Below are 16,478 nucleotides of genomic sequence, written 5' to 3'. Positions count from 1 at the left end.
TCAAGAGCCGCCGGGGCGCAGGAACTTGGCCCCCGAGGCACCCGACGACAGGCCGCCGCCCACTTGCAGACGGCGGATGTTCGCTGTTGGCGCCGGGACATTGGCGCGCAGCTTCTGTTTCAGGGCGGCGACGGTATCGGCCAGCTCCATGCCATAACCGATGGAGCGCCCTTCGATCACGGCACCGGCGGAAACCAGCGACAACACCCGACCCCGGCTGCCTTCGCGCGCAAGGATGGCGGCGCCGGACGAGCCAAAGGTCACGTCGCAGTCAAAGGCGATCAGCCCCTGTTGTCGCCAGAGCATCTGGCACGCGCGCTGGCGCGATATCGCCTCGGCCCGGCCCCGCCCGTAGGACGAGACGCTGATTTCGCTGCCGGTCACGTCGCCCGAATGGAGGGCGAAGGGGTCAGCCAGCGCGGTCGGTACCGGATCATCGAGCCGCATCAGCGCCACATCGACCCGGATACGCTCGGCCGAGACGGCGCCCGCAGGCTGGAATTCGGAAGGTGTCACGATCTGCACGACGCGGCGGTCGGCCACCGAAGTGCCATCGCGAAACCCGGCGCGAAAAGTGATCTCGCCCGCGCGATAATGCGCGCCGGTGCGCCCGTCAAAGGCGCAATGGGCAGCGGTCAAAACCAGATCGGGGGCGATCAGGGTACCGGTGCAAAAGCCCTGTTCAGCGATATCAAGGCGTCCGACCGCCTCCCACCCGAACAGGTCGTCGCGATCGGTCAGGCGGCGCAGCCCGGAATTCTGTGCCAGGGCAGGCAGGGCCAGCAGCGCCGAGAGTGCAAGGGCGCACAGTGCCTTCATGGCTTGACAAACTTGGCGCCCGATGCGCTGCCCCGATTGCTGACGGACAGGCGGTTGACGCGCGGTACCGTCGGATTGGCAGCCCGCTTGCGACTGTCAAGTTCTCCCATCAGATAGGTCAGGGTGTCATCGAGCGAGGTGCCAAGCGCCACCCGCGCGCCATCGACCTCGGCCTTGGCCGAAACCACCGAGACGATGCGCGGGGTGCTGTCCGACAGGCTGAAGACCGGAGACCCCGAGGCGCCGAAGTCCACATCGCAGGTCATGACCAGCACGCCCTGCTGCCGGGCCATGACGGCGCAGGCCCTTTGCAGCGAGGGCGCCTCGGCCCGGTCATGGGCATAGGAGACCACCTGAACCGCATCACCCCGCATCGGGTGGCTACCGGTCTCAAACGGGATGACGGTGGTGTTGCGGATCGGTTGGCTCAGCTTCAAGAGCGCCAGGTCGTTGCGTACCCGGTCGGCGGTGACCTTACCTTCGTAGAGATAGTCGGGGTGATGAACCGCCCGCGCAACCCGGCGATAGGCCGAGGCGCGCCCGCGCCGCCAACCTGCCAGGAACTCGATCCGGGCCGGGTCGATCCGCTGTCCGGTGGTTTTGTCGTAAAGACAATGGGCGGCGGTCAGTACCAGGTCGGGCGCGATCAGGGCGCCGGTGCAAAACCCGGTCCCGTCGATATCCAGCCGCCCGACTGCAAGCCAGCTGCGCCCGGCATCGGTGGTCTCAAGGCTGGTCAGCCCGCTGTCCTGCGCGCCCGCGATGGTCGCCGCGGTGGCAAGAACGAATGCCAGTATGGATTTGCGCACGCGGTCCTCCGCACCTGTTGTCGGGGACAGAGGTAGGGGGCGCATTGGGCGAAAATGGGGCGTGGTCGGGGCTTCTTGGCGAACCTATGCCAACCTGCGGCTTGCGCCAAAGCGGTAGGCTTGGCAGGGTCGCGTCAGTTGTCGCGCGGCTGACGCACCGACATAACGAGGGTTCCGAATTGTCTCTGCATCTATCGGTCGAGCAATGACATTATCTGCTACACGGTCGTGGCTGGTGCTGGCAGGGCTCGCGCTGGGCGTGACGGTGACCAACGGGTTTGCCCGTTTTGCCTATGGTCTGTTGCTGCCGGCGATGAAATCGGAAATGCAGTGGAACTATGCGCAGGCGGGCTGGCTGAATACGGCCAATGCGCTGGGCTATATCGCGGGTGCGGTGCTGACCATGGCGACGATCCGGAGCATCGGCCCGGTGCGCCTGTTCATCACCGGGCTGATTGCCACAACGCTGGCGCTGCTGGCTACCGGAGCGAATGCCGAGCTGTGGTGGCAGACCTCATGGCGCTTTCTGGCCGGGTTCTTTGGCGCGATGTCCTTTTCTACCGCCGGAACGCTGACCGCTGGCCTGTTTCGCGACGACCCCCGGCGCAACGCGCTGGCCATCGCGATCCTGTTCGGGTCGGGCGGGGGCTTGGGCATCGTGCTGGCCGGCGCCGCGCTGCCGCTGTTTCTGGAGGCCTATGGCCCGGCGGCCTGGCCTATCGCCTGGTACCTGATCGGGGGCGCCAGCCTGACCTTCCTGCCGCTGGCCCTGTGGGCGGCGGTGCAGCAGCGCGCGCCTGTCCAGTCGCAGGCCGGGCATGCCCCCTTGCCGCTGCGCCGGATGCTGCCGGAACTGGCGGGTTATGCCGGGTTTGGTCTGGGCTACATCGTCTACCTGACCTTTCTGTCCGCCTGGATGACCGAACAGGCGGCCAGCGCGCCCTTTGTCGCGCTGGTCTGGGTGATCCTGGGGCTGTGCATCTCGGTCTCGCCGCTGGTGTGGCGGCCGGTGCTGGCACGCCATGCCTCGGGCTTGCCGCTGGCGATGATCCTGACCGGTATCGCCGTTGGATCGGCGCTGCCGGTGGTGTTGCCCAATGGCCCGGCCCTGCTGGTCTCGGCCGTGGTCTTTGGTCTGTCGGTGTTCATGGCGCCGGGGGCGGTGACCAATTTCGCGCGCCAGAACCTGCCGCCGGAAAGCTGGGGCCGGGCGATCAGCCTGTTCACGGTGGTGTTTGCCGTTGCCCAGACGCTCGGCCCCTATGGGGCCGGGTTGGTCGGCGATCTGGTCGGCGATATCGGCGTCAGCCTTCTGGTCGCCGCCGGCCTCTTGCTGGCCGGGGCGGCGATTGCATCGCGGCAGAAACCGCTCTGACTGTTTGACACCGCGCATTTTCGGACGGAAAACCGATACCCGCTTTTCCTTGAAAGTGCTTCAGCGCAGGATCGGCACCTCGGGTGCGCGCTTGCCCGGTGCCGTCATTGCCGATGGCTGCGGCCCGCCCGTGGCCCAATCCAAGAGTTCGACCGTATGCATGATGGGCAGTTCGGTCCCCGACCCGATCTGCATCATGCAGCCGATATTGCCCGCCGCGATCAGGTCGGGTTTCCTTGCCTCAAGCGTGCGGATCTTGCGGGCCTTGAGCTTGCCCGAGATCTCGGGTTGCATCAGGTTATAGGTTCCGGCGGAGCCGCAGCAGAGATGACTGTCGGCGGGTTCGACCACCTTGAAGCCCGCGCGTTTCAGCAGGTCCTTGGGATAAGTCTTGATCCTTTGCCCGTGTTGCAGCGAACAGGCGGCGTGATAGGCCACGGTCAGCCCCTTGTCGGTGCCTTCGGGCAGGTCGAGCTGCATCAACAGCTCGCTTATGTCCATGGCGATGGCCGACACGCGGGCGGCTTCGGCCGCCAGCGGCTCGTTGCGGAACATGTGGCCGTAATCCTTGACCGTGGTGCCGCAGCCGCTGGTGTTGATCACGATGGCATCCAGCCCGTCGCCATCCATTTCGCGCACCCAGGCACGGATGTTCTTGGCCGCCGTCGCATGGCTCTCGCCCGTGCGCCCCATGTGATGGGTCAGCGCGCCGCAGCAGCCCGCGCCCTCGGCCACCACGACCTCGCAACCCAGCCGGGTCAGCAGGCGGATGGTGGCGTCGTTGATATCGGTGTTCAGCGCCTTTTGCGCGCAGCCGGTCATCAGGGCGACCCGCTTCTTGCGCGCGCCAGCCGGGGCAAAGCTCTGCGGATCGTCGTTGCGGCTGACCGGCGGAATGTGCTTTGGCGCCATGTCGAGCATCGCGCGCAGCCGCGCATCGGGCATCAGCCCCCGGAACGGACGGCCGATCTTGGCCCCCAGCAGTGCCAGCCGGAACCGCGTGGGATAGGGCAGGATGCGCGCCAGAATCCAGCGCAGCGCCCGGTCGCTGAACGGGCGGCGATATTTCTGCTCGATATATTCGCGCGCCTGATCGACCAGATGCATGTAATGCACGCCCGAGGGGCAGGTGGTCATGCAGGCCAGACAGCTGAGGCAACGGTCGATGTGTTTGACCGTCTTTGCATCGGGCACCCGGCTGTTTTCCAGCATGTCCTTGATCAGGTAGATGCGCCCGCGCGGGCTGTCGAGCTCGTCGCCCAGCACCTGATAGGTCGGGCAGGTGGCGGTACAGAACCCGCAATGCACGCAGGAACGCAGGATCTCGTTGGCGCGCTGGATGCCGGGATCGGTCAGCTGTTCGGCGGTGAAATTCGTCTGCATCGCTTACCCCATCAGTCCCGGGTTAAAGAGCCCTTTCGGGTCGAACCGCTGCCGCAACCCGCGCGACAGGGCGGCGAGCGGTGCCGGTTCAGGCTGGAACATGGCGTGCTGCGTCCGATCCCCCCGGATCAGGGTCGCATGGCCCGCAAATTCGCCCAGCCGCGCGTGCAGGTCGGTGCCTGTGGGCATCAGCGCCCAGATCAACCCGCCACCCCAGTCGAACAGCAGCGCCTCGGCCTTGCATCGCACGGCCATATCTGGTGCATCGCCCGGTTTCACCGAGACCCGCCAGACATCCCCCGTGCGTCCGTGAAACGGCGCCACATCGCGAATGCCCGGCCAGGGATCGTCCTCCAGCCGCGCCACTGTTCCAAATTGCGCAAACAACCGGTTCAGCGCCTCTGCCCGATAGTCGACGGAGGCCTCGAACCCCTCGATCCGAACCAGCGCCTGGCCTGAGGCCGGATCATAGGCCGCGCCGGTCACCTCATAGGGCGAGCCCAGCCCGACCGACAGCGCGCGCACCGCGCTTCCCGCATCGGGAACGGAAATCGCCAGCGTGGTTTGCGTCTCGGCCTTTGGCAGCACCTTCAGAGAGACCTCGCTCAGCACCCCCAAAGTGCCCCAGGACCCGGCCATAAGTTTGACCAGGTCATAGCCGGTGACATTCTTCATCACCCGCCCGCCATTGCTGATCACCTGGCCCATGCCGTCGACATAGCGCACGCCCAGCAGGAAATCGCGCGCCGCCCCCGCCTGTATCCGGCGAGGCCCCGAGATATTGCCTGCCACCACGCCGCCGATGGTGGGCGTGCCCTCGGTCCCCATCAACCCGCGATGATCCATCGGCTCAAAGGCCAGCCGTTGCCCCTCAGCCGCCAGTGCAGCCTCAATCTCGGCCACCGGCGTTCCGGCTTTGGCGACCAGCGTCAGCGCGCCGGGCTCATAGAGCGTGATGCCGCTGAGCCCCGAAATATCCAACTCGGCCTCCGGCCCCGGCACGCCCCGCGTCCCGCCGCCCCGTATCCGAACCGGTGCAGTCAGCCCGGCCACGATCTGGGCCAGTTCGGCCTCTGTCTGGGGTCTCATCTCTTCACTTTGCTCCAAATACTCCGGGGGGAATTGGCCGCAGGCCAAGGGGGCAGCGCCCCCGGCTACTCTGCCGCCACCTGTACCGCGCGTCGGCTTTCCGAGACCGACAGCGGAAACACCTTGGCCGGGTTCAACAACCACTGCGGGTCGAACACGTCCTTGACCGCCATCTGCGCCTCAAGATCCTCTGCTGCGTATTGGTGCAGCATCAGGTCGCGCTTCTCGATCCCTACCCCGTGCTCGCCGGTCAGGCAGCCGCCCGCATCGACGCAGAGTTTCAGGATGTCGGCGCCAAAGGCCTCGCATTTTTCCAGGTCACCCGGCTTGTTGGCATCGAACAGGATCAGCGGGTGCATGTTGCCATCGCCGGCGTGGAACACGTTGCCCACCTTCAACCCATACTCTTGGCTGAGCTCGTCAATCCGGCGCAGAACCATCGGCAGGGCGGAGACGGGGATGGTGCCGTCGAGGCACATGTAGTCGTTGATCTGCCCCATGGCGCCAAAGGCCGATTTACGGCCCAGCCAGATCTTGGCACTCTCTTCGGCTGACTGGCTTTCGCGCAGTTCCAGCGGGTTGTGCCTGTGGGCGATTTCCAGGATGCGGGCCAATTGGTCGTCGATTTCGGCCTCGGACCCCTCGACCTCGACAATCAGCAGCGCCTCGCATTGCGGATAGCCTGCCTTCGCAAAGGCTTCGCAGGCCTCGATACAGAGCCGGTCCATGAACTCGATCGCCACTGGCAGAACGCCCGCCTTGATGATGTCGCTGACGCAGGCGCCCGCGACCTCGTTGCTGTCGAACGCCATCAGCACCGGACGCGCGCCCTCGGGTTTGCGCAGGATGCGTAGTGTGGCTTCGGTCACCACGCCCAATTGCCCCTCGCTGCCGCAGATCACGCCGAGCAGGTCCAGCCCAGCCGCATCCAGATGCGCACCGCCAATCTCGACCACGGTGCCGTCCATCAGCACTATGGTGACACCCAGCAGGTTGTTTGTGGTCACCCCGTATTTCAGGCAATGAGCCCCGCCCGAGTTCATCGCGATATTGCCCGCGATGGCGCAGGCCAGCTGCGACGAGGGGTCGGGGGCGTAAAAGAAATCCTCTGCCTCGACCGCGCCGGTGACGCTCAGGTTGGTACGGCCCGATTGCACCCGGATGATACGGTTGTCATAGTCGGTCTCCAGCACCTCGTTCATCCGAGCGACGCCCAGGATCACGCTGTCGGCGGTGGGTAAAGCGCCCCCGGCCAGCGACGTGCCCGAGCCGCGCGGCACCACCGGCACGCCCTCTTCATGGCAGATGCGCAGGACGTCCGAGACTTCCTGTGTCGAGGCGGGCAGCACGGCCAGCAGCGGCGGGCAGCGATAGGCGGTCAGCGCGTCGCATTCATAGGCGCGGGTCTCGGACAGGTCGTCGATCACCGCGTCGGCGGGCAAGACCTGCCGTAGTCGCTGCACAAGGCGCGGCTTCTTGGCCAGAACGGTAGGATTCGGGGCGGGCATATCCATCGGGGAACCTCCATCTGGTAAATTAATATTACCAATTTTGCGATCTGGCAAGGCAAAGCGGTAAGACGTACTGTCGCGCCCATGACCTGGATCGACCGTGCCCTTGCTTTTGCCCCGATGGATTACCTTGCCGTTGCCGTCTTGCTGGCGGGGTGGTTATGGATCGGCTGGCGTATCGAGAACCCGGCACCGGGCAAGCCTTCGGTCTCGGCCTTGATGGCAGATTTCCGGCGCGACTGGATGCGCCAGATGGTGACCCGTCAACCGCGCGTCTTCGATGCGCAGCTGATCTCGATCATGCGGCAGGGCACATCCTTTTTTGCCTCGACGGCGGTGATCGCGGTGGGCGGTGGTTTGGCGCTGATCGGCAATACCGACCGGTTGTCGGACATCGCACAAGACCTTGCGATAACCAGCGCGCCCGCGCTGGTGTGGGAGGTCAAGATCCTGATCGTGCTGCTGTTCCTGTCCAATGCCTTCCTGAAATTCGTCTGGGCCAATCGGCTGTTTGGGTACTGCGCGGTGCTGATGGCCGCTGTTCCGAACGAGCCAGAGGACACGCGCTGTCTGCCACGCGCGGCACAGGCTGCCGAGATCTGCATCACCGCTGCGCGCAGCTTCAACAAGGGGCTGCGGGCAACCTATTTCGCGCTGGCCTCGGTGGCCTGGCTGATCGGGCCGCTGGCGTTGATCGGGGCCGGTGTGCTGACGGTTGCGGTGCTCTACCGACGCGAATTCGCGTCCCACTCGCGGACGGTTCTGCTGTCCCTACCCGCCGAAGGCGGGCTGGACACGGCATCGTGAGCCCATCGACTGTTGGGCCGGGCTAGGCTGATCGCATGCGATACCTGATTCCGTTTCTTTTCTCGGCGACGCCGATCCTTGCTGACCCGCCCGCTATCGAGAACGTCACAGCACAGCTAGACGGCATCGGTTGGCGATTCGATGTCACCTTGCGTCACCCGGATACAGGCTGGGACCATTACGCTGATGGCTGGCGGGTGTTGGATATGGAAGGACGGGAACTGGGGATGCGTACCTTGTTCCATCCGCATGAGACAGAACAGCCCTTTACCCGCTCGCTGGGTGGAGTCGTCATCCCAGAGGGCACGACGCAGGTACAGATCGAGGCGCGTTGCAACGTGGATGGCTGGGCGTCGCAGCGGCTAGTGATCGACCTGCCTTGAACTGAATTGCCGCCGCGGAAATGCAAAGGGGCCGGTTGCCCGGCCCCTCGTGTTGCTTTGAGAATCGAGTGTCGTCTCAGCCCGGAGACATGCCGCGCAGCTTTTCGGAGCGGCGACGCAGCAGTTCCACCACGGTCAACAGCGCAATCGAGATCACGACGAGGATCGTGGCCACCGACAGGATTGCCGGGCTGATCTGTTCGCGGATACCGTTCCACATCTGGCGCGGGATGGTCTGTTCGTCCAGACCGCCGACAAAGAGCACCACCACAACCTCGTCAAACGAGGTGACAAAGGCAAAGAGCGCGCCCGAGATCACACCGGGCAGGATCAGCGGCATTTGCACCTTGAAGAAGGTGGTGACGGGATCGGCCCCCATATTCGCCGCCGCCCGTGTCAGCGAATGGTCGAACCCCACCAGCGTTGCCGTCACGGTGATGATCACGAAGGGGATACCAAGCGTCGCATGGGCGAGGATGATACCCAGATAGGGTATGCCCCAGTCCTGAATGCCGATCGACGAGTAGAAGAAGAACAGACCCGTCGCGGTGATGATGATCGGCACGATCATCGGCGAGATCAGGATCGCCATGACCGCGCGCCGTCCCGGCATCTCGGGCCGGGACAGACCCAGCGCCGCGATGGTGCCCAGCGTAGTGGCCAGGATGGTCGAGAAGAAACCGATGATGATCGAGTTCTTGGTGGCCTGGATCCACTGTGCGTTCGCCCATGCGTCAGCCCACCATGAACTGTCGCGCGGTGCCTCGGGCTCCAGCATGCCAAAGGTCAGCAGCAGATCATACCAGCGGGTCGAAAACCCCTCGGCGTCAAAGGACAGCATCTTGTCGGTAAAGGTGAAATAGGGCTCGGCGTTGAAGCTGAGCGGAATGATCACCAGGATCGGCGCGATCAGGAACAGAAAGATCAGTGCGCAGATCACGAGATAGGCATAGTGCCAGACCCGTTCCAGGGGCGATGCGTGTTTGGGAAGTGCCATGTCCGATTACCCCAGTTTCAGATTGTCGATGCCGATCAGGCGATCGTACAGCCAGTAGAGAAGCAGAACGCCAGCCAGCAGCAGCGCGGCCAAGGCGGCGGCGAGCGACCAGTTCAGCGATTTCTGCATGTGGAATGCGATCAGGTTCGAGATCAGCTGACCATCCGCACCACCGACCAGTGCGGGCGTGATGTAATACCCGACCGCCAGGATGAAGACGAGCAGCGCCCCGGCGCCGATCCCCGGTACGGTCTGCGGAAAGTAGATGCGGCGGAACGCGGTCCAGCTGGTGGCGCCCAGCGAGCGCGCGGCGCGCACATAGGACGGGTTGATCATCCGCATCACCGAATAAAGCGGCAGAACCATGAAGGGCAGCAGGATATGCGTCATCGAGATCACGGTGCCTGCCCGGTTATACATCAGCTGCAAGCGGCCATCGTCGCCAAGAATACCCAGGCCGACCAGCGTGTCGTTCAGCACACCCTGACTTTGCAGCAGCACCATCCAACTGGTGGTCCGCACCAGCAGCGAGGTCCAGAAGGGCAGCAGGACCAGGATCATCAGCAGGTTGGAATGGCGCAGTGGCAGCGTCGCCAGCAGATGCGCGATCGGATAGGCCAGGATGAAGGTGAGGAAGGTGATCAACAGCGACAAGGTCAAGGTCCGGGTGAACAGCTTGACATAGACCTGCCGGTTTTCCGGCACCATCGTCACTGAGCCACTTGCATCGCGTTCGCGGTCGATGGCGGCAAGGTAGAAGTTCGTCGTGTACGAGGACGAGGCCCCGCGCATCGCCTGCCAAAGTTCGGGATTACCCCAATCCTTGTCCAACTCAAGAATCGCCTCCTTGTAGGGCGGTTCCAGCTTTTTGGCGCTACGGGCGGCCTTGGTGAACATCGAACGCGAGCCCGACAGTTCATAATTGATCCGGGTTCCGGCCTGACCGGGTGCTTTCAGATCGCGCAGCGTCACCAGATCGGCGGCCAGCGCGGCAAAGGCGGCCTCGTCGGGCTCGGTGCCCGGCGGGTTGGCCTCGAACCAGGTGGCAAGGTTGGTCATGATCGGGGTGCGGTCGCCCGAAGTCACGTCCTCGTGCCAGGTGAACCCTTCGTTATAGACCGAGCGATAGAGCATCTGTCCGATCGGGAACACGAAGGTGATCAGGATGAAGGCCAGAAGCGGCAGAACAAGAAGAAAGGCGCGGCGCCGCGCACGGGCCTGCGCCCTGAGCAGCGCGCCCTTGAGCGGTTTGCCGTCCGCAGTGGTCAGCGGCTGAGCGATATCGGTCATCGGGGCTTCGTCCTGGGAAACTTGTGTGGGAAAGAGCCGCCCCGGAAAGGGGCGGCCCGGTAGTGTCAGATCAGTTCGCCAGCCAGGCGTTGAAGCGCTCGTTCAGCTCGGCGTCCTTGTCGACCCAGAACTCGAAGTTGTTGACCAGCGCGTTCTTCAGGGCTGCTTCCGAGGTCGGCATGTGCGGTGCCATCTCGGTCTTGCCGTCCTGGTAGAGGCCGACCAGCGCGCCCGAGGACTTACGTGCCGGGCCATAGCTGATCCACTTGGCCTGATCCGCCAGCGCCTGGGTGCTGGTCGAGAAGGCGATGAACTGCATGGCGGCGTCCTTGTTCGGTGCGCCTTTCGGGACCACGAACAGGTCGAAGTCGAGGATCTGGCCGTCCCACATGATCTCGAAGGGCTGGCCTTCGGCCACGGCGGCGTTGAAGATACGGCCGTTATAGGCGGTCGACATCACGACTTCGCCGTCTGCCAGCAGCTGCGGCGGCTGTGCACCAGCTTCCCACCAGACGATGTCGTCCTTGATCCGATCCAGAACCGCGAATGCGCGATCAACGCCTTCATCGGTTTCCAGCATCTCATAGACGTCGCCAGCGGGAACGCCGTCACCCATCAGCGCCATTTCCAGCGTGGCCTTGGCGGATTTGCGCAGGCCGCGCTTGCCGGGGATCTTGTCGGTGTTAAAGAAATCGGCGATCGAGCTGGGCGCCATCGACACGTTTGCGGTGTTGTAGGCAACCGAGGTCGACCAGACGATGTTCGCGACGGCACAATCCTGCAGCGCGCCATCGATGAAGTCGTCGGTCGCGGCGGTGCCATCGGGGGCCGCGGACAGGATCGACGGGTCGATCTCTTCCAGCAGGCCCTCGTCGCACAGGCGCACGGCGTCCGAGAATTCGACGTCAGCGACGTCAACCGACACGTTGCCGGCCTCGACCTGGGCCTTGATCGGGGTTGCCGGGTTGTCGGCGTCGACCGAATTCACCTTGATGCCGGTCGCGGCAGTGAAGGGCTTGTGATAGGCTTCTACCTGGCTCTTGGTATAGGCGCCGCCCCAGGACATCACGGTGACTTCCTGCGCGGAGACGGCAAAGGCTGCCGAGGTCAGCGCGGTTGCCAGCAAAGCTGTCTTAAGTTTCATGGATTGCTCCCTTGTTGACCCGTTTGGTTTTTTTCACGGGACCGGCCGCGACGGGCGCTGCGGCCAGATCCGGTTGCATCCGCCCCGGTTCACGAGGCGAGCGTTTCCGGCGCTGGATCAGGCGTCCAGCGCGCGGCAATCTTCGGGCAGCCAGCCGATTTCGATCTGGGCGCCGGGTTCCAGTCGCACCTGATCGGGCGCGTTCCGTGTCTTGATGATGAATTCATCGTTGCCGGCAACGCGGACACGGGTGCGGAAGATGTCACCCATGTAGATGAATTCCATCACCTCGGCCTTGAGCGTGTGCGCACCCGCTTTCAGACGGCTCTTGTTGAATTCGACACGCTCGGGGCGGATCGACACACGGGTACGCTCGCCCGGGCGGCTGACATTGACCGGTTTGCAGTCGATCAACTCGCCGTCGTCGAGACGGACCACCGCGATACCGTTGCGGATCTCCTGCACCTCGCCTTCCAGAGTGTTGTTCTCACCGATGAACTGGGCGACGAAGCTGTTGGCGGGCTGCTCATAAAGCTCGTCGGGCGGCGCCAACTGCTGGATTACACCGTCGTTGAACACCGCGACGCGGTCGGACATGGTCAGCGCCTCGGTCTGATCGTGGGTCACATAGACCACGGTGATTCCCAGATCATGGGCAAGGCGGGTGATTTCGAACTGCATCTTTTCGCGCAACTGCTTGTCCAGCGCGCCCAGCGGTTCGTCCATCAACACCAGCTCAGGTTCGAAGACCAGTGCACGGGCCAAGGCGACGCGCTGCTGCTGGCCGCCCGAAAGCTGTGCCGGACGACGGCCGCCAAAGGCGCCCATCTCGACCATGTCGAGCGCGCGCTTGATCTTGGCCTCGCGGTCGGATTTGCCGATATTGCGCACTTCCAGCGGAAACGACAGGTTTTCGGCAATCGTCATATGCGGGAACAGGGCATAGTTCTGGAACACCATGCCGATGCCGCGCTTGTGCGGTGGGATATTGTTGATCGGACGCCCATCCAGCTTGATTTCGCCATGTGTGGCGGTTTCGAACCCGGCCAACATCATCAGGCAGGTTGTCTTGCCGGAACCCGACGGGCCGAGCATCGTCAGAAACTCTCCCTTGGGCATGGTCAGATTGAGATCTTTTACGACAAGCGTTTCGCCGTCATAGCTCTTCTGGACGCGTTCGAATTCAACGAACGCATCGTTGCTGGTGCGTGTGGTCAATGCCAGCTCCCCGTACACTTACACTGCGATCTTGGCCGCTATTGCCCTGAGGTTAAGCGCGCACTGGGGGGAGTTGCAACCGATTTGCGACAGTTTAGCGACGGATGCGACGCATTGCTAAGCTGTGACCGCTAATGCTGTCGGAATAAGCAAAGCCGGCCCCATCGGGACCGGCTTGAGATTCTGTACCGATTGTCCGCCGATCAGGAGGCTGATTTCATCAGGCCCTCTTTCTCGATTTCAGCCTGCGCCTCGTCGAGCGATTTACGGATGCGCACGAACATCTCGTCGATCTCGGCCGGCGTGATCACCAGCGGCGGCGAGATGATCATCCGGTCGCCCACGTGGCGCATGATCAGGTTGTTGCGGAAGCACCGTTCGCGGCAGATATAGCCGATGGTGCCGGGTTCGGACGCGAACTTGGCGCGGCTGGCCTTGTCCGGGGTCAGCGCGATCGAGGCCATCATGCCGACGATCTTAGCTTCGCCCACCAGCGGATGGTCGGTCAGCGCTTCCCATTTTTCCTTGAGATAGGGCGCGGCCACGTTGCGGACGTGGTCGATGATGTTCTCTTCTTCAAGGATGCGCAGGTTCTCAAGCGCGACGGCGGCGGCGACCGGGTGACCGGAATAGGTGTAACCGTGATTGAACTCGTCCATACCGATCACATGGGCGACCTCGTCACAGACGATCGAGCCTCCGATGGGTGCATAGCCCGAGCTGAGCCCCTTGGCGATGGTCATGATATGGGGGCGGATACCCAGGGTCTGGATCCCGAACCAGTTGCCGGTCCGGCCAAAGCCGCAGATCACCTCGTCCGCGATCAGCAGGATATCGTATTTGTCGCAGATCCGCTGAATTTCGGGCCAGTAGCTGTCGGGGGCGACAATAACGCCGCCAGCCCCTTGAACCGGCTCGGCGATAAAGGCCGCGACGCGGTCCTCACCCAGTTCCTGAATGGCTTCTTCCAACTCGCGGGCGCGGGCCAGGCCGAATTCCTCGGGGTCCATGTCGCCGCCTTCGGCCCACCAGTTGGGCTGATTGATATGGTGAACACCTGGGATCATGCCGCTTTGCGCATGCATGCCAGCCATGCCGCCCAGTGCCGACGACCCCACGGTCGAGCCGTGATAGGCATTCTTGCGGCTGATGATGACGTTCTTTTCGGGCTTGCCCTTGTTCTGCCAATAAGTGCGGACCATGCGAATATTGGTGTCGTTGGCCTCGGACCCGCCACCGGCAAAGAACACATGGTTCAGGTCGCCGGGTGCCAGCTCGGCCAGTTTCTGCGCCAGCGCGATGGCCGGCACATGAGTGGTCTTGAAGAAGGTGTTGTAATAGGGCAGCTCGCGCATCTGGCGGGCCGCGACCTCGGCCAGTTCGTCACGGCCATAGCCGATATTGACGCACCACAGCCCCGCCATGGCATCGAGGATCTCTTCGCCCTCGCTGTCGTTCAGCCAGACGCCGCGGGCGCGGGTGATGACACGGGTGCCTTCTTCGCCCAGCGCGTTGTTTGCCGAGAACGGATGCAGGTGATGGGCCGCATCCAGCGCCTGCAACTCGGCGGTGGGCATGTGATTTGTGATGGTCGCCATCGGGTGAGTCTCCTGCAAAAACGGTCTTGATGGCAGAATATGATCAAATTTGATCGTGTCAAATCGAATCGTGATCTCAGACGTTTTCCGCCAGTACTCCGGCCATCTGTTCCATGCCCTGTTCGACGTCCTGTTCCATGGCAAGAGCGACCCCGTCGACATCGCCTGCGCGCAAGGCATCGAGCATTTCCTTGTGCCGGTCCGGAAGGTTCTGGGTGCCGAACCGACCGCAGACCACCCTGAGCGACGGGCCGAATCGCAGCCATAGCCGTTCTGCCATTTCGGTGAGGATCGGCGCGTCCGCCACCTGATAGAGCAGAGCGTGAAAATCATAGTTCGAGCGCAGATATCCGCCCACATCGCCACTCTCGATCGCCTGATCCAGTGCAGAATCCAACTCCACCAGCCGAGCAACGGCTTCGGGTGTCATCCTCTCGGCCGCGCGGCGGGCGAGTTCGGCCTCGATTGATTTTCTTACGAAAATAACCTGCTGCAAATCGTTCTGGGTCAGCACCGGTACGCTAACCCGCCGGTTGCCCTGAAATGACAGTGCGCCTTCGGACATCAGGCGGCGGATCGCCTCGCGTACCGGAGTCATCCCGACACCTAGCGAATCAGTCAGCCCCTGGATGGTCACGGCCTGCCCCGGAGCCAGCTCTCCGAACAGGATTCGGGCCCGCAACATCTGATAAACCTGTTCGTGAACAGGCTGTTTTCCTTCACTCGGAGTGGGCCCGGATGCAGCTTTTTTGATCATATTCAAAGGAGTTGCCCCTATTTCGTCATGACGACTTGTCAGACCTGCGACTAGGTGAAAACATAAACACTGTTGCCGCAGAAGGCAAAACTTGATCAAATCTACCGAGGTGGGAAAATACCCGCCACCTTGCAGGGAGACACTCAATGACATTCAAATCGCTGACACTCACGGCGGTGGTTGCGCTGGCAAGCTCGACGGCCTTTGCGGACGAAGTGCGCGTCTACAACTGGTCGGACTATATCGACGAGGAGTTGCTGGCCAAGTTCGAGGCCGAGACCGGCATCACGCTGATCTATGACGTGTTCGACAGCAACGAGGTGCTGGAGACCAAAATGCTCGCCGGCGGGTCCGGCTATGACGTGGTGGTGCCGACCGGAACTTTCCTGCAACGTCAGATTCAGGCAGGCGCCTTCCAGAAGCTGGACATGTCCAAGCTGCCCAACCACGCAAACATGTGGGACCAGATCGAATCCCGTACCGCGCAATACGATCCGGGCAACGAGTATTCGATCAACTACATGTGGGGCACCACCGGCCTGGGTGTGAACGTCGGCAAGGTCAAGGAAGTGCTGGGCGAAGACGCGCCGATGAACAGCATGGATCTGGTGTTCAAGCCCGAGAACATGGAAAAGCTGGCCGCCTGCGGCGTGCATTTCCTGGATGCACCGACCGAGATCATCCCGGCGACACTGAAATATCTGGGTGAGAACCCCGACAGCCACGACGCCGATGTGATCGCCAAGACCGAACCGGTGCTGATGGCGGTGCGCCCCTACATCCAGAAGTTCCACAGCTCGGAATATATCAACGCGCTGGCCAATGGCGACATCTGCGTCGCGATCGGCTGGTCGGGCGATATCCTTCAGGCGCGTGACCGCGCGGCCGAGGCCGACAATGGCGTCGAGATCGAGTATCACGCCTTCAAGCAGGGCTCGCTGATGTGGTTCGACCAGATGGCCATTCCGGTCGACGCACCGAACCCGGATGCGGCGCATGTGTTCCTGAACTTCATCATGGACGCCCAGAACATGGCCGCTGCGTCGAACTATGTCTATTACGCCAATGGCAACAAGGCGAGCCAGGAGTTCCTGGTCGAGGACGTGATCGGCGACACCGCGATCTATCCCGACGCGGAAACCATGGACAACCTCTATACCACCACGCCTTATCCGGCGAAAATCCAGCGGACGGTCACCCGTCTGTGGACCAAGGTCAAATCGGGCACCTGATCCGGTCCGGACCTTATCAGGGGCGGGCCTGACGACCTGCCCCAATCTCAACCCCATTTAGCCGAA

General features: G+C 63.0%; 15 protein-coding genes. 4 read left to right on the top strand and 11 right to left on the bottom strand.

Annotated features, from left to right (window positions below; translation table 11 throughout):
- Together AC2FLM_RS20470 and AC2FLM_RS20465 are read right to left on the bottom strand one after the other, a co-directional pair.
- On the bottom strand, positions 1–819 hold the full coding sequence (locus AC2FLM_RS20470; protein WP_496859736.1) for a trypsin-like serine peptidase: 819 nt from the start codon (positions 817–819) through the stop codon (positions 1–3).
- On the bottom strand, positions 816–1,628 hold the full coding sequence (locus AC2FLM_RS20465) for a trypsin-like serine peptidase (protein WP_496859734.1): 813 nt from the start codon (positions 1,626–1,628) through the stop codon (positions 816–818). Before AC2FLM_RS20465 ends, AC2FLM_RS20470 begins: the two co-directional genes overlap by 4 nt.
- 205 nt (positions 1,629–1,833) lie before the next feature.
- Between AC2FLM_RS20465 and AC2FLM_RS20460 the strand changes: the two genes are divergently transcribed.
- The gene (locus tag AC2FLM_RS20460; RefSeq protein ID WP_496859732.1) at positions 1,834–3,003 is read left to right on the top strand and encodes a YbfB/YjiJ family MFS transporter; all 1,170 of its coding nucleotides are present in this window, start codon (positions 1,834–1,836) and stop codon (positions 3,001–3,003) included.
- A gap of 60 nt (positions 3,004–3,063) precedes the next feature.
- On the opposite strand, the gene glcF is transcribed toward AC2FLM_RS20460, so the two are convergent.
- The 3 genes from glcF to AC2FLM_RS20445 all read right to left on the bottom strand — a co-directional run bounded on the left by glcF (position 3,064) and on the right by AC2FLM_RS20445 (position 6,989).
- Entirely contained in the window at positions 3,064–4,386 is a 1,323-nt protein-coding gene (gene glcF / locus AC2FLM_RS20455) for a glycolate oxidase subunit GlcF (RefSeq protein ID WP_496859730.1), read from the bottom strand.
- Positions 4,387–4,389: 3 nt separating this feature from the next.
- The gene (locus tag AC2FLM_RS20450) at positions 4,390–5,475 is read right to left on the bottom strand and encodes an FAD-binding protein (protein WP_496859728.1); all 1,086 of its coding nucleotides are present in this window, start codon (positions 5,473–5,475) and stop codon (positions 4,390–4,392) included.
- A 65-nt stretch (positions 5,476–5,540) separates the two neighbouring features.
- On the bottom strand, positions 5,541–6,989 hold the full coding sequence (locus tag AC2FLM_RS20445; RefSeq protein WP_496859726.1) for an FAD-linked oxidase C-terminal domain-containing protein: 1,449 nt from the start codon (positions 6,987–6,989) through the stop codon (positions 5,541–5,543).
- An 81-nt stretch (positions 6,990–7,070) separates the two neighbouring features.
- On the opposite strand from AC2FLM_RS20445, the gene AC2FLM_RS20440 reads away from it, so the two are divergent.
- Together AC2FLM_RS20440 and AC2FLM_RS20435 are read left to right on the top strand one after the other, a co-directional pair.
- Entirely contained in the window at positions 7,071–7,793 is a 723-nt protein-coding gene (locus AC2FLM_RS20440; RefSeq protein ID WP_496859724.1) for a DUF599 domain-containing protein, read from the top strand.
- 35 nt (positions 7,794–7,828) lie between these two features.
- Positions 7,829–8,176: a hypothetical protein gene (locus AC2FLM_RS20435; protein WP_496859722.1), complete on the top strand. Its 348-nt coding sequence runs from the start codon at positions 7,829–7,831 to the stop codon at positions 8,174–8,176.
- 76 nt (positions 8,177–8,252) lie between these two features.
- Here AC2FLM_RS20435 and AC2FLM_RS20430 read toward each other — a convergent pair whose 3' ends face one another.
- The 6 genes from AC2FLM_RS20430 to AC2FLM_RS20405 form a co-directional block, all read right to left on the bottom strand.
- Complete coding sequence (locus AC2FLM_RS20430; RefSeq protein WP_234138237.1) at positions 8,253–9,173, bottom strand: ABC transporter permease; 921 nt, start codon at positions 9,171–9,173, stop codon at positions 8,253–8,255.
- Positions 9,174–9,179: 6 nt separating this feature from the next.
- A complete protein-coding gene (locus AC2FLM_RS20425) occupies positions 9,180–10,463 on the bottom strand; it encodes an ABC transporter permease (RefSeq protein ID WP_234220349.1) in 1,284 nt (427 codons plus the stop codon).
- 70 nt (positions 10,464–10,533) lie between these two features.
- Positions 10,534–11,607, bottom strand: coding sequence for an ABC transporter substrate-binding protein (locus AC2FLM_RS20420; RefSeq protein WP_496859720.1), 1,074 nt, complete (start codon positions 11,605–11,607; stop codon positions 10,534–10,536).
- Positions 11,608–11,724: 117 nt separating this feature from the next.
- Positions 11,725–12,825, bottom strand: a complete 1,101-nt coding sequence (locus AC2FLM_RS20415; RefSeq protein WP_238904674.1) for an ABC transporter ATP-binding protein — start codon at positions 12,823–12,825, stop codon at positions 11,725–11,727.
- A 203-nt stretch (positions 12,826–13,028) separates the two neighbouring features.
- Positions 13,029–14,423, bottom strand: a complete 1,395-nt coding sequence (locus AC2FLM_RS20410; protein WP_496859718.1) for an aspartate aminotransferase family protein — start codon at positions 14,421–14,423, stop codon at positions 13,029–13,031.
- A 76-nt stretch (positions 14,424–14,499) separates the two neighbouring features.
- The gene (locus AC2FLM_RS20405) at positions 14,500–15,180 is read right to left on the bottom strand and encodes a GntR family transcriptional regulator (RefSeq protein ID WP_234163178.1); all 681 of its coding nucleotides are present in this window, start codon (positions 15,178–15,180) and stop codon (positions 14,500–14,502) included.
- A gap of 146 nt (positions 15,181–15,326) precedes the next feature.
- Here AC2FLM_RS20405 and AC2FLM_RS20400 point away from each other — a divergent pair, with 146 nt between their 5' ends.
- Positions 15,327–16,412 carry a polyamine ABC transporter substrate-binding protein gene (locus AC2FLM_RS20400; protein ID WP_234138252.1) on the top strand — a complete coding sequence of 362 codons (1,086 nt, stop codon included), beginning with the start codon at positions 15,327–15,329 and terminating at the stop codon, positions 16,410–16,412.
- Positions 16,413–16,478 lie beyond the last annotated feature (66 nt).

It is taken from the genome of Ruegeria sp. SAZD011 (assembly GCF_059612545.1).
Note: the sequence above shows the minus strand (reverse complement) of the source record. Positions and strands in the feature narration are given on the sequence as shown.